Raw genomic sequence first — 13,164 nt, 5'->3', positions numbered from 1 at the left:
CAGGTGTGGCTTGGCGCGCGAGCGTGTAGGATGGGCCGAAGCTCACTCTGGAGGATTGTTGAATGAGGGCTGCAGCTCGCCTGGGCCACAGTGGATACGGCAGGTTGATGTTACTCGTGGCGGGGCTCGGGGGCCTGCTGTACGGGATTGACGTGGGCATTATCGGCGGGGCGCTTCCTTATCTGGAAGCCACGTCCGGCCTGAGCCGTGGACAGATCTCGATAATTGTGGCGGCGGTGCTGCTGGGCAGCGTGTTCTCTACGCTGTTTGCCGGAGTGCTTGCGGACTGGATGGGGCGCAAGCCGCTGATGCTGCTGAGCGGTGTTGCCTTCTCGGTGAGCGTGCCCATCATTGCGCTGTCGCGGGGCTTCGGGCCGCTGTTTCTGGGGCGGCTGCTGCAAGGCATGAGCGGTGGCTTTGTAGGCGTCGTCGTGCCGCTGTATCTGGCGGAGTGCTTATCGGCGAAGGTGCGAGGCAAGGGAACCGGCATCTTTCAATGGCTGCTGACGCTCGGGATTTTTGTGGCTGCGCTGATCGGGATTTACACGAGCTACCATGTGGCGGCGATTGCGAAGACTGCCTCCGCGGATGCGCTGTTTCACGTAAAGGACAACGCATGGCGCAGCATCTTCTGGATGTCGTTGCCGCCGGGGCTGTTCTTTATTTTCGCTGCGTGCTTTATCTCGGAGTCTCCGAGATGGCTGTTTCTGCGTGGCCGCGTCGAAGCTGCGCGGGCGGCGCTGGAGCGCTCGCGAACACCGGAACAGGCTGCTATCGAGATGGAGGAGATGGAGCAGATCGCGGCGAAGGGCAAGGCCGGAGTTGCTTATAAAGACCCGCTGCTGAGCCGGCGATATGTGATTCCGTTTCTACTGGCGTGCGTGATTCTGGTGTGCAACACGGCGACGGGGATTAACTCTGTCATTGGATACAACGTGGACATTTTGATCCAGAGCGGGCTAAGCGATGTGCTGGCGCACTGGGGTTATGTGGTGTTCACGTTCGTGAATTTCCTGATGACGGTTGTGGGACTGCAGCTTGTCGACAGGAAAGGGCGCAGGTTTCTGCTCGTCACGGGAACGTCAGGGGTGATTGTGGCGTTGCTTGCGGTGGGGACTCTGTTCCTGCGCACGGAGAAACAGCGCTATGACGCGCGCGACGCGGTGCAGAGCGTGGTGACGAATGGGGACGCGCTGAACGTGAAGTTCGACAAGGCGGAGGCGGAGCGGCTGGGCGCGCCAGTGGCGAATGGACAGCAATCGCTGGCCATCATCTATTCGTACGGGGATTTTATTTCGAGTACGAAGCCTGTTCTTCTAGGCGACGCGGAACCGGCGGCGATCGATCGTGCGGAAGCGATTCCTTCGACGAAGGTTGCGGCCTTCTTTCAGAACCCATTTGCGAATCTTGATGCGGCGCGCACGGCTCCGTTAAGAATCGAGCACGCGTACATCACTCCTGTGCCGAGTACAACGAATGGCTGGATCGTGGCGCTCTGCCTGTATCTCTTTGTGGGATTTTTCGCGATGGGACCGGGGGTTTGTGTCTGGCTCGCGCTGAGTGAACTGATGCCCACGCGGATCCGATCGAATGGTATGAGCATTGCGCTGGTGCTGAACCAGATGGTTTCCACGACACTGGCGGCGATCTTTCTGCCGGTTGTGGGGAGATTCGGCTATTCGACGATGTTCTACCTGTTTGCGGCGTTCACGGTCGTGTACCTGGTGACGGCTGCGTTCTTCCTGCCGGAGACAAAGGGCAAGACGCTGGAAGAGATCGAGGCCATCTTCAGCAGCAGGGGACAGCGCGAAGCGTCGTCGGTTACTTCTTAGATTTTGTGCGTGTGGATGTCATGGTTCGGCGATCTTCACACTGGCGTCGCCGGTTTCTTCTTCGAGCAGCCAGCGGCGCAACTGCAGAATGTCGTTGGCGCGTGCAACCCCGACCGGTTTGCGCCGGTCGTCGGGCTCGACTACGACGACGTTCTCCGTATTCTTCAGCATCATCTCGCGATGGATGCGGTCGACCGGCTCCCCGGTATAGGCGAGCACGAAGTCCTGGCGCGCCAGTTCTCGCATGGTGAAGTGGTGGTCCGGCGGTTCGGTGCGTAAGAGATCATGCGGCTCGACGATCCCAACCAATCCGCCGTCAGCGTCGACGACTGGGATCAGGCTGAGGTGGCCGGGTACAAAGGTCTCGAGTACGGTCCTGAGCTCGTCATTTGCGTGGAGCAGGCTGAACTCTTTCCTCATCACCTGATCAATTCGTGCACGCATGAGAACGGGCACGGAGTAGTCCTGCAGGATGATGAGCCCGCGCTTGACGAGTTTCACGGTCATGATGGATTCGCGGCTGCAGAGGCGTACCGTGGCGTCGGAGATCATGACGCAGACGATGAGCGGCAGAATTGCGTTCGGGTTGTGGCTCAACTCGAACAGGAAGACGATGCTGGTGAGTGGAGCGCGCGCAATTCCGCCGAAGACTCCACCCATCGCGGCGAGGGCGTAGAACGCGGGGTCGCTGACCAGATGGGGTGCGATGTGCTTGAACAAGATTGCGAAGGACGCGCCAAGGCCCCCGCCGACGACGAGCGATGGAGCGAAGACGCCGCCTGTGGTTCCTGATCCAAGCGACAGGACAAGCGCCCAGAATTTCGCGATGGAGACGCCCGTGAGGCTCGACATGGTCATGCGGTCGTTGAGCATATCGCGGATGGTGTCGTAGCTGGTTCCGAGCACCTGCGGGTAGAAGTAGCCGATGACTCCGAGCAGCAATGCTCCAATGACGGGAGACCAGATGAGCGGATTTTTGATCGGCAGTTCGTCGAAGAAGTCTTCGAGCCAGGAGAGCACTCGAATCATGATGATGCCGACGCCGCCCATGAGCACGCCGAGAAGCGCGAAGAGCCAGAGCTCGTTCATACCCGTGAGGCGGAACATCGGCGTGGGAAAGAGCGGTGCCCAACCGGCGAAGTGAATGCGCACGCCGGTGGCGATGGACGCGGCCAGCGCAACAGGAATGAAGGAACGTGCGCGCAGCTCGAAGAGCAGAAGCTCGATGGCCACGAGAATGCCGGCCATGGGAGCGGTAAATGTCGCGGCCATTCCGGCTGCCGCGCCGGAGGCGAGCAGGACGCGGCGATAGTACGGCGTGAGCCCGACGGCCTGGCCGAAGAGAGAACCGAGCGCGGCACCCGTCTGGATGATTGGGCCTTCGGCGCCGAACGGGCCGCCGGTTCCGATCGCGAATGCAGTCGCCAGCGGCTTCAGTAGAGCGACTCGAAGCCGCATGCGGCTGTGTCCGAACAGAACCGATTCCATCGCTTCAGGAATGCCGTGACCCTTGAGGGTTGGCTCCCAGAAATGAATCATGATGCCGACCAGCAGACCGCCAATCGGCGGAATAAGGATGACCCATAACCCGAGGTGGTTGTGTGCAGGATTGCTGTACGCGAAGGAGAATTTCCCGTAGAAAAAGATATTCGTGAAGAGCTGAATGAGTTCGAGTAAGCCTTCAGCGACGAAACCGGCCACCACACCTACAAGCAGCGCATAACCGCAGATTTTTATGATCTCTGGTTCGAGAGCTACGCCGAACTGCCCCTTCTTGCTGGACTGCTTCTCTGGGATTGCAGGAATTCCAGGAATCGGAAACTCGGCCATGTGGAACTCTCCCTCGCGCGGATCAAATTAGTTCAGGTGAACTCTCCTCGGAACTGGAACGGACTGCGTGGTCCTTATGGTGTGATGTGGCTTCCTGATCGTTCAAGACCTGAAGGATGTCAGTCTTGGTAACGATACCCTTGATTTCGCCGCCTGACGCGACAACAAGAAGCATCGGCCGCCTGTGCTCGGCGGTGAGCAATCGAAGGGCCTCCATCACGTCGGTGTCCGGGGTGATGGTGCCGACGCGCTGATCGACTACCTCGCGCAGCGCCGTATGCATCCATTGGTCCGGCGCAATGCGCGTGATGCAGAGAGGGTTGACTGTGCCCAGCAGCTTCTTATCTTCAATGACCGGGAAGGCCTCGTGCTGTACATCCGGCGAGAGCATCTTGACGAACTCGCCGATAGTTAGATCCGCGGGCGCCGAGATAACGTGCTGCTGCATGATCTCACTCACAGGGATGTAACGCAGCGGAGACGCCTTCGTGGTTTCGTGCAGGCGCTGGTCACCTGATGCGGAAGCGTCACCCGAGACTGCGTACGCGACAGCAGCGCCGATGAGCGCAGGAATGATGAAGGCATGGCCTCCCGTCGCTTCTGCGACGAAGACGACTGCTGCGAGTGGCGTTTTGTATCCGGCGGAGATGAACGAAGCCATGCCGACCGCGGCGTAAAGTTCAAGCGCCGGGCTGTGCACGATGGACTGCGCGAACGCCGTGCCCAGCGCACCTCCGGTGAGGAACAGCGGAACGAACATTGCACTTACGCCGCCGGATGCGAGCGTGGCGATGGTTGCGGTGAGCTTGAATCCGCTGAAGGCCAGGAGTTGAGAGCTGCTGTGTGTTCTGTTGAGGATGTCTCCGACGGCTTCGTAGTTGGGCCCGATGGGAACAAGCGAACCCCCGTAGATGTGAAGGAACAGAACGCCGCAGAGGCCAGTGAGCAAACCGCCGAGCGCCAGCTTCGACCAGTGGGGAACGTTCCAGTTCACGAAGAAGATGCGGACCCTGCGGAAGGTCACCACGAATGCCATCGCGACAAGGCCGACGAGCAGTCCGAGCAAGGCGCTCCAGTAGAGGTCGTTGCGGTGGTAATTGACTGCGCGAGGGAAGTCGAACAAAGGAGCCGAGCCAAGGAATGCGCCGAGTGTCACGTAGGAAACGACCGACGCGATCAGGGACGGAACAAGCGCTTCATGGGCCAGGTCGTCACGGTAGGGCATCTCCAGCGCGAAGACGATACCTGTGAGCGGCGCGCGGAACACGGCGGACATGCCGGCTGCCGCACCGCAGATAAGCATGATGCGGCGGTCGCGATTGGTGAAGCGGAAACGCCGGAGCTTTGTCCATAGCCATGAACCGATCGCCGCGCCGCCATAGATGCTTGGACCTTCGAGAGCAGCACTGCCGCCGAATCCGACGCAGGTTATCGCTGCCAGAATCTTCGCCGCGAAGGGACGAACGTCGATGTCGCCCTCATGCTCGTGATAGGAGCGGATGACCTCTTCGGTTGAGTGCTCGTTGGGGTTGGGCGTCAGGTACTGCATGATGAGGCCGGTTACCGCGAACGCGAGTACCAGGCCGGGAACGATCGCCCAATGATGGCCCAGGTAGTAGTTGAGTACCGTAGGCCAGAGCTTGCCGAGAAGAAGCGCGGCGATGCCCGTGATGGCCAGCCCCGTAGTGAGACCAATGATAGGGGCGACAAGAAGCCATTTCTGCAGATCGCGCGAGTAAACCGATGTAAGGTCTTCGTGGACCAGCGGAAGGTACTTGCGAAGAAGTGGATGGGCTAACAGTTTGTTTCTTTTCATGTCATTCAGATATTCAAACTACATTCGAGCCCGTTGATATCGGTGAAGTACGCTCTCCAGCGAAACGACGCCTTCGAGAACGCCACGGATGGCCCGATTAGAGACCGGCAGTACCGGCCAGCGTTGAAAGTACGATAGTGCGTGCGCCAGCGGCTCGTCGGGGAAGAGGAGCGGCGTGCGATCTTTGCCGAGAGCTTCCTCGAGAGGGCGCTGTGCTTCCGGAGCCTCCGGGTTTTCGGTGAGTGTGGCGAGCAGTCGATCTAATTCGTCCTTGCGTGCGGAGTACCATCCATCGCGGCACTGCACGAGGACAAATGGAGAATCCAGCCGCTGCTGTTGTCCTGAAGCGAGTATGTCGCTGATCGATTCTGTCCCCTGGATGATCGGATAATTAACGAGCTCCAAAGCGTCCTCGAGGGGAACGTCGCTTTCCTCGCGAATCTCTTCCATCGACGGTAGATAGAGTCCGTCCTGATGCGTGAGCAGCTCGAAGATGGGCACGGGCTGCAGACTGCGCGAGATGAGATAAGCGATGGTGTTGGCGAGAATGACCGGAAGAATGATTGAGTAGTTGCCGCTGACCTCGAGCACCATGAAGACAGACGTCAGGGGGGCCCGCAGAAATGCTGCGAAGAGTACGCCCATGCCGACCAATGCGTATGAGCCGACGGAGCCGGTCAGATGCGGGAAGAAGATCTTCTCGAATCCTCCGACCGCGCCGCCGAGCATTGCGCCGATGAATAGCGTAGGGGCGAACATGCCGCCGGGCGTTCCGCTTGAAAATGAAAGCGTTGTCGCGAGAATTTTGAATAGCGCCAGCAGGATCAGCGCCTTCACAGCGAATTGCGCGTGCATCGCCTGATCGATGGCGCCGTACCCGGCACCCATCACCTGAGGAAAGCCGAAGTACGCGATGCATCCGACGCAAAGACCGGCGGCCGCCGGTTGTAGCATCTGCAGCCACTGTGGTTGGGCGCGAAGTCGCGGTCTAAGGAATCCGAGTGATTTAGCGAAGATCAGCGATGCAAATCCGCCGATGATTCCAAGCACTGAATATGCGAGCAACTCGCGCGGATCGCGCAGGGTGATCGAAGGGATGCGAAACATCGGCTGGGCGCCCCAGAACCAGCGCGCTACAGCTACGCTCGCCACTGCGGCGAGGACGATCGACCCAAGCACGCCTGCTGTCCACTTGCCGATGACCTCTTCAATCACGAACAGAATTGCGGAGATCGGTGCATTGAATGCTGCCGCCAAACCAGCAGCCGCGCCTACCGGAGCGAACAGCCGGAGCCTGCTGCGCGAGAGCCCGACACGCCGGCCGATCAGGGAAGCGACACCCGCGCCAATCTGCAGCGAAGGATCTTCCGGGCCAAGCGACTGTCCGCTGCCGATGGCCAGCGCGGAAAGCAGGAATTTTCCGATGACCGTGCGAACCGAGATATATCCGTTATGGATGTAGAGCGCAGCCTTCGTCTGGTTGACGCCGCTGCCGCGCACGCCAGGAAAGACGTATCGCGTCATGATCGCGACCACGATTCCAACTGCAGCGGGAACCACGATCAGCCGGATCTGGCGCGGTCCTGTCGCGCTGCCGAGCAGCAGGATACTTAGCCACTCGATTGCCATGCGAAACGAAACGACCAACAGCCCGGAGAGAATCCCAACGAAGATCGAGAGCAGCAGAAACAGTCGCTCCTCGCGAACGGGCAAGGAGTCGCCTAGATCAAGTGGTTCCATTGCATTCATGGCTGCTGTTTTCAAACTCATCGCTCTCCCCGTTCTCAGTGAATTCCGGGCGACGAGTTCGCCAGTTGTAATAACAGTGCGTCATCTCCGGATGGCCCACCGCAGAATTTTGATGTGATCTGCTCGGTCTGGAAGATCAGCTTCGTCAGGTTCTGTTGTTCGGTTGCATCCTGCAGGGATGACCGCCTCAGACTGATCTTGTCGACATCACTCCAGCCGCTCTGCAACATTTGCATGTCGCTGGATAACGGACTGCCGTTGAACTGAGCGACACAGCTATCGAAACGCTGTTTTGCGACTGGAAGTGCCCGCAACAGATGCTCTATGTAATCCTGCGGGGAAAGGTCTGCGGACAAGGTCAACTCCTGGATGCGTTTCGCGCTTTGCAACAGGTCGTCGATCTCTCGCACGTTCTCTTCACCCGTCTTGGCCTCGGCAGTCCTTCGGCGAGCGACGGACAAAAGCTCCGCGGCCTGGGAAAAATCGCCCATCTGATACGCGACGCGCCCGGCCCTGTAGGGCGCCTCCGCATCCGCAGGATTTGCTTTGATCGCCTTGCTGTAGAGATTCAGCGCGTCCGTAGGATCCTTGGCTTGCTCGAACTTCTTGCCAAGCGTCGTGTAAACATCCCCTTCCGCGGGAGCGTCCGCTGTTGCGATGAGGAGCTCGGCGCGTGCGGAGGGAAGATCGTTCAACTCAATCAGATACTCGGCAAGTTCAAACTGCACGCTATAGCGTTCCCGGAGCGAATCGCCGCTCCAGTTGCCGACCGCCGCTGCCCGATAGTAGTCAATGGCCGCGTGCGAATCTTTGCGCTCTCTCGCAAGCCTGGCGAGCTGAAGGTTCAGAAACCCATCAGCGGGCTGCGCGTCCAGCAGGCCAAGAAAGTAGCTCCGCGCCTGTTCGGGGTGATTCGAGCGTGCAAGCGACTCAGCGAGCAGCAGCCGGTTGGTCATGTCGTCGGGCGCGTAGGAGAGCGACGTCCGCAGGTCGTTTACCGCGCGTTCTGCGTCGCCCCGGCTGAGCGCTTCTTGTCCGCTGGCAGCGAACTGCTTTGCCAACTGCGCTTGCCGCGCCGCAAAGCTGCGGAACAAGAACGAGGTCAGCGCATAGAGCGCCACCGTCGACAAAATCAGCACCAGGAGCGTGATGCTGTCTCTCAGGATGATCTTGCGCCTTGGCCGGAGTTTGGAACTGACCGGACCTATGTCGGCGGAATTTATATGTGTGTCGATGATTTTTTCTCAAACGAGCGAAGCTCGCAAAAACACTGGCCTGGGAACAGTTTATCGTAGTGCGATACGGCCTGTCGTGTTTCTACTGTCGCAGGAATAGCGGCTAAGCTTCAATACTGGATTTGGTTACTCCGGAACCGCATATCGTTGCTTATGCCATTCCCAGGCTGAGGCCAGGATCCTGTCGATCTCGGGAATCTGTGGGCGCCAGCCAAGCTCCGTCTGAGCGCGCTCGGAACTCGCCACCAGCCTCGCGGGATCACCTGCGCGGCGCGGCTTTACCTCGACTGGAATCGGATGCCCGGTCACGCGTCTTGCGGCCTCGACGACTTGCTTTACAGAGAATCCTTGACCGTTCCCGAGATTGCAGATGAGTCGATCTCGTGTGCCGAGCGCATCCAGCGCAAGGATGTGCGCCGCCGCCAGGTCCACGACGTGAATGTAGTCGCGGATGCAGGTTCCATCGGGCGTGTCGTAATCGTCGCCGTAGATGAAGATCTTTTCGCGCCGGCCGAGTGCGACATCCAGGATCAGCGGAATCAGATGCGTCTCCGGCTGGTGCGCTTCGCCGCGTCCGGGCAGCGCGCCTGCAACATTGAAGTAGCGCAACGACGCATATCGCAAGCCGTGAAGGCGATGCAGCCAGGTGAGCATCTGTTCCACGAGCAGCTTGCTCTCGCCGTACGCATTCGTCGGCGCAAGCTTGGCCGCCTCGTCAATCGGAACGCGCTCCGGCTCGCCATAGACTGCAGCCGTTGAGCTGAAGACGAGCTTGTTCACGCCGGTCGCATGCATAGCTTCTAAGAGGGCCAGCGTGGAAGCCGTGTTGTTGCGGAAATAAATCTCCGGCTTCTGCATCGATTCGCCGGCCTCGATCAGCGCGGCAAAGTGCAGCACGCCGTCGGGCTGCAGATCACGCAGCAGCGACTCGATGCGTGGACGGTCGGCGATGTCAGCCTGCACAAAGTCAGCGCCCGCCGGAACTTCATGGCGCTTGCTGTGGCAGAGGTTGTCGACGATCGTGACCTTGTGCCCGGCCTGCATCAGGATCGTCGCAACCGTGCCGCCGATATATCCAGCCCCACCTGTTACCAGAAGCTTCATCGTCTCTCCTACGAAAAATCGTTCGGTTCTTTAGAGGTAGCCTGCCGCGATCTGCGGTCGTAAATCGGAGCGAGTGCGATCAGCACCAGCCCGGCGATAAGCACTGATCCTTCAAGGGTCACAGAGCGCTGATGAAGGCGATCGAAATCGAGCCGCGTCGGATTGTCCGCAGAAGCCACCGTGATATCGCCCCCGATCGAGAGCCTGTCCCTCTCCATCCGGGGAATGACGCCGAGTTGCGAGTAGAGGGTGATTAGCGACATCGCGGCAACGAGGATGATTTCAATAAGACGAATCCGTCGGCCGCCGCGTTCCATTGCCATCAGGCCGAGCGTCGCCAGCAAATAGACCACGGCTGCGCCGATTCCGATGCGATGCAGATCCATCAGAGCGCTGCGTACGACAAGGCCGGCAGCATGCTTGTCCGGCAAAACGCTGAAGGCAATCCCCGCAACAATGACGAAAAAGACCTCACCACCGACCCAGAGAGCCAGTGGATACAGTCGCAGAATACGCAGGAACGTTGTCATTGGTTAGCGGGAGATCAACTCCCGCTCCGTTGCATTTCCACGTTGCAGCGCGCGCCGCAGCACAAGCTCCAGCGCCGCTTTATTTGCGACATAATCCTCATCGGAGATGCGTTGCTGCAGATGGTCTGTCTCGAGCGCGAACATCTCTTCCTTTAAGGCCTGTAGCAGCTGCGTCGAGTGCGTTTGCATTCCCTGGGGCGATAGCGGGAGCGGGCCCGCGGCGTGGGAACCCGTCGCGACTGCAGAGGGCGCCGCTGGCTTGCGTAGAAGGACGCCAGCCGCAGCGGCGAGCAGCACAGCGATTCCCGAGAGAATCCACCACTTGTACTTCGCCCACGGGTCGCGGTTGCCGCCCTCATCCAATGGATTGCCGAGGCCGCCACCCGGTCGTGTGTCGGCTGTGGCTGGTTGACTATTGTCCTGCGCCTGCGGGGCGCCCTGTGCTGATTGATCGCCGCCCTGCGTGGGCGCATTTGCGTCGCGTGGAAGCTGTCCGGTTCCGGTGAGCGTAAAGCCAAGCGGTGCGCTGGGCGCCACACTGCGCGCCACCAGAGTGTGGGCGTTCACCTCATCGTCGACTGGACTGTACGGCGCGCCCGCGACCGGCGCAAAGGTCATCGATTTCGGAATCATGATCGCGACCGTGTCGGTGGGCATCGTCAGCTTCGGCTCGAGCGCGAGCTTGCCGGTGTAGGGAATCCGGTAGGTAATCTGAAACCGCGTCTCGCCCGGACGGATCGGGAACAGAAACGTGAAGTGATTCTTCTCCGCGAGGGGCACCGGAGCCTGCCGCACCGGCATGCCGTCGGGCGACTCCGCCGCCGCGCCCTCGACTACGGCGCCATCCGGCAGCCAGAAGTCGAAGGGCTGCTTCGAGAACTGCGTCATCGGTGGATTTGAATCGTTCTTCAGGAAGAAATTCTGCACCACGTGCAGCGCGGTTCCGCTGGCATCGCTCTCAATGCGCATCACCTCCGCCTCGCTTGTAACGCCCTTCACCTTTGCCGCGGCGCTGTACACGTCGACATCGACTGTCGTCGTTCCCGCCTGCGCGGCACGGAAGTAATTCGCGAGATCATGAGTAACGCGGACCAGGTGCAGCCCATTGTCCGGCACCTCGAGCGTGTACCGGCCATGCGCGTCGGTCGTGGTGTGGGTCGCCTCCTGCATGCCTTGCGCCAGACGGATGAGCGTGACCGTGTCACCGGCGGAAGGCTTGCCGGTGGTCTTGTTCGTCACGACACCGGTAATAGGCGTCGCTGCAAGTGCCGGCAGGGCAGAGCAGAGTGAGGCGAGAACGAAACTGCGAAGCAATTGCTGAATTCGGGGCACAATTCAGGATACTTCAGCGATAACAAAGGCGGGAAATCCAACGATACGTTGCTGCGCTAACCGCCCAGCGATTCCATCTCCGCCAGCACGGTCGCCGCTTCTGTCTCCAACACATTGCGCTGCGCCGCGTAGTCGGCTTCCGGATACTTGCCAGCCTTGTACTCGAAGTTCAGGTCGCGGAGGTTCTCATAGATAACCTCCTTGCGCTCGCGGAGATAGTCCAGGCGCGTTTTCTCCGGCGCCGCGGCGAGCCTGCGCTGCGGCCAAAAGATATACGCGCCGCAGGCGAGCAGCAGAAGAAGGGGCGGAAGTATGATCGATGCGCTCATCGTGAATAGCGGTCGGCGAGCGGCATGGAGGCTTACAGCCTGCTCACACGTCCAAAGGTATAGTGTATCTGCGCGGACCGCGCGCTGAGCAAACAGGAGAGACTCCGGGTGCGAAGATTCATTTTGTGGCCGCAGGCGCTGATGAGGCTGCTGCCATTGCTGGTCTGCCTCCTGATTCTTTGCGCACCGGCGCAAGCCCAGCCCGCAAACGTCCATACCGATCCGCTCAACCTCGACCCGCTGGTCCGCCAGGGCTACGACCGCTTCTACAATCTCGACTTCGAGGGCGCGCTTAAGGACTTCAACCAGGTCGCGGCGCAGCACGCACAGGATCCGATGGCGTGGGACTACATCCTCGTCGTGACGATCTTCCGCGAGCTCTATCACCAGGACCTGCTCGACACCACGTATTACGCGCATGACAGCTTCCTGTTCAACAAGCGTCAGATCAACATCTCGAAGCAGTCGCGCGACCAGATCAACGGCCTCACCGACAAAGTGATCGGCATGTGCGATCAGCGCGTCAACCAGAACCCGCAGGATAAGGACGCGTTGTTTGCCCGGGGTTACGCGAAGGGCATGCACGCCGCGTTCGTCACGCTCGCCGACCACGCCTTTTCAGCCGCGGCACGCCAAGGGTTGCAGGCCCGCAATGACAGCGAAGCCGCCCTGAAGATCGATCCTCAATACGCCGATGCCGAGATGGCCATCGGCATTCAGCAGTTCGCCGTCGCCAGCCTTCCGCGCTTCCTTCGCTTTGTCGTCGGCGTCTTCGGCGTTGGTGGCTCAAAATCAAGAGGCATCGCTCTACTGCGCGACTCCGCCCAACACGGTGTCGTGACCACGGTCGAATCCCGCACAGCGCTCAGCCTCTTTCTTCGTCACGATGGCCGATATCCCGAGGCCCTGCAGGTCGAGCGCAGCCTGACCGATCAGTACCCGCACGACTATCTCTTCAGCCTCGAAGTAGCGAACCTGCTCAAGGATGAAGGGCACGGCTACGAGGCCATCGCCGCGTACAAGCAGGTACTCGCCGACGCGCAGAAGCCCGGGTACTTCATCGACCCTCGGCTGCAGATGGCGTGGTTCGGTCTCGCCGAAACACAGCGCGGCTACAACCAGCTTCCAGACGCTGTGAAGTCATACATACAGGCCGCCGAGCAGCCGAACTGCAGCCCCTGGCTGCGCAGCCGCGCGCAGGTGAATGCCGGAGAGGTCTACGATATGCTCCATCAACGTGCGAACGCCGTGAAGATGTACCAGCTCGCGGCTTCGGGCGGTGATACCTCGCAGGCCGATCTCGCGCGCAAGTACTTGAAGTCACCATACACGGGCAAATAGCGGATCCCGACATGGAACCGCGCACGCGTTCGGCGCGTATGGCAAGATGTGTCGTAAGGAGGCAAG

The 13,164-nt window shown here is 60.1% G+C and carries 10 protein-coding genes; 2 read left to right on the top strand and 8 right to left on the bottom strand.

Features of this window, described 5'->3' with window-relative positions; genetic code table 11:
- The first annotated feature begins 62 nt into the window (after nt 1-62).
- Entirely contained in the window at nt 63-1,832 is a 1,770-nt protein-coding gene (locus VGU25_07160) for an MFS transporter (GenBank protein HEV2576972.1), read from the top strand.
- An 18-nt stretch (nt 1,833-1,850) separates the two neighbouring features.
- Here the strand turns inward: VGU25_07160 and VGU25_07155 are convergent, their stop codons facing one another.
- From VGU25_07155 to VGU25_07120, 8 genes are all read right to left on the bottom strand, one after another.
- Nucleotides 1,851-3,662: a chloride channel protein gene (locus VGU25_07155; GenBank protein HEV2576971.1), complete on the bottom strand. Its 1,812-nt coding sequence runs from the start codon at nt 3,660-3,662 to the stop codon at nt 1,851-1,853.
- A gap of 22 nt (nt 3,663-3,684) precedes the next feature.
- Nucleotides 3,685-5,478, bottom strand: a complete 1,794-nt coding sequence (locus VGU25_07150) for a chloride channel protein (protein HEV2576970.1) — start codon at nt 5,476-5,478, stop codon at nt 3,685-3,687.
- Nucleotides 5,479-5,496: 18 nt separating this feature from the next.
- On the bottom strand, nt 5,497-7,248 hold the full coding sequence (locus VGU25_07145; protein HEV2576969.1) for a chloride channel protein: 1,752 nt from the start codon (nt 7,246-7,248) through the stop codon (nt 5,497-5,499).
- A 14-nt stretch (nt 7,249-7,262) separates the two neighbouring features.
- Nucleotides 7,263-8,366, bottom strand: a complete 1,104-nt coding sequence (locus tag VGU25_07140) for a tetratricopeptide repeat protein (GenBank protein HEV2576968.1) — start codon at nt 8,364-8,366, stop codon at nt 7,263-7,265.
- Between the two features lie 222 nt (nt 8,367-8,588).
- On the bottom strand, nt 8,589-9,566 hold the full coding sequence (gene galE / locus VGU25_07135) for a UDP-glucose 4-epimerase GalE (protein HEV2576967.1): 978 nt from the start codon (nt 9,564-9,566) through the stop codon (nt 8,589-8,591).
- An 8-nt stretch (nt 9,567-9,574) separates the two neighbouring features.
- Nucleotides 9,575-10,096 (bottom strand): DUF4149 domain-containing protein, encoded by a 522-nt coding sequence (locus VGU25_07130; protein ID HEV2576966.1) that lies wholly within the window; start codon nt 10,094-10,096, stop codon nt 9,575-9,577.
- Between the two features lie 3 nt (nt 10,097-10,099).
- Nucleotides 10,100-11,428: a carboxypeptidase regulatory-like domain-containing protein gene (locus tag VGU25_07125; GenBank protein ID HEV2576965.1), complete on the bottom strand. Its 1,329-nt coding sequence runs from the start codon at nt 11,426-11,428 to the stop codon at nt 10,100-10,102.
- Nucleotides 11,429-11,484: 56 nt separating this feature from the next.
- Nucleotides 11,485-11,757: a hypothetical protein gene (locus VGU25_07120; protein HEV2576964.1), complete on the bottom strand. Its 273-nt coding sequence runs from the start codon at nt 11,755-11,757 to the stop codon at nt 11,485-11,487.
- A gap of 108 nt (nt 11,758-11,865) precedes the next feature.
- Between VGU25_07120 and VGU25_07115 the strand changes: the two genes are divergently transcribed.
- Nucleotides 11,866-13,098 (top strand): hypothetical protein, encoded by a 1,233-nt coding sequence (locus VGU25_07115; protein ID HEV2576963.1) that lies wholly within the window; start codon nt 11,866-11,868, stop codon nt 13,096-13,098.
- The last annotated feature ends 66 nt before the right edge of the window (nt 13,099-13,164 follow it).

Source organism: Acidobacteriaceae bacterium, assembly GCA_035944135.1.
GTDB lineage: Bacteria > Acidobacteriota > Terriglobia > Terriglobales > Acidobacteriaceae > Granulicella.
This window is presented reverse-complemented; position numbering and strand designations above follow the sequence as displayed.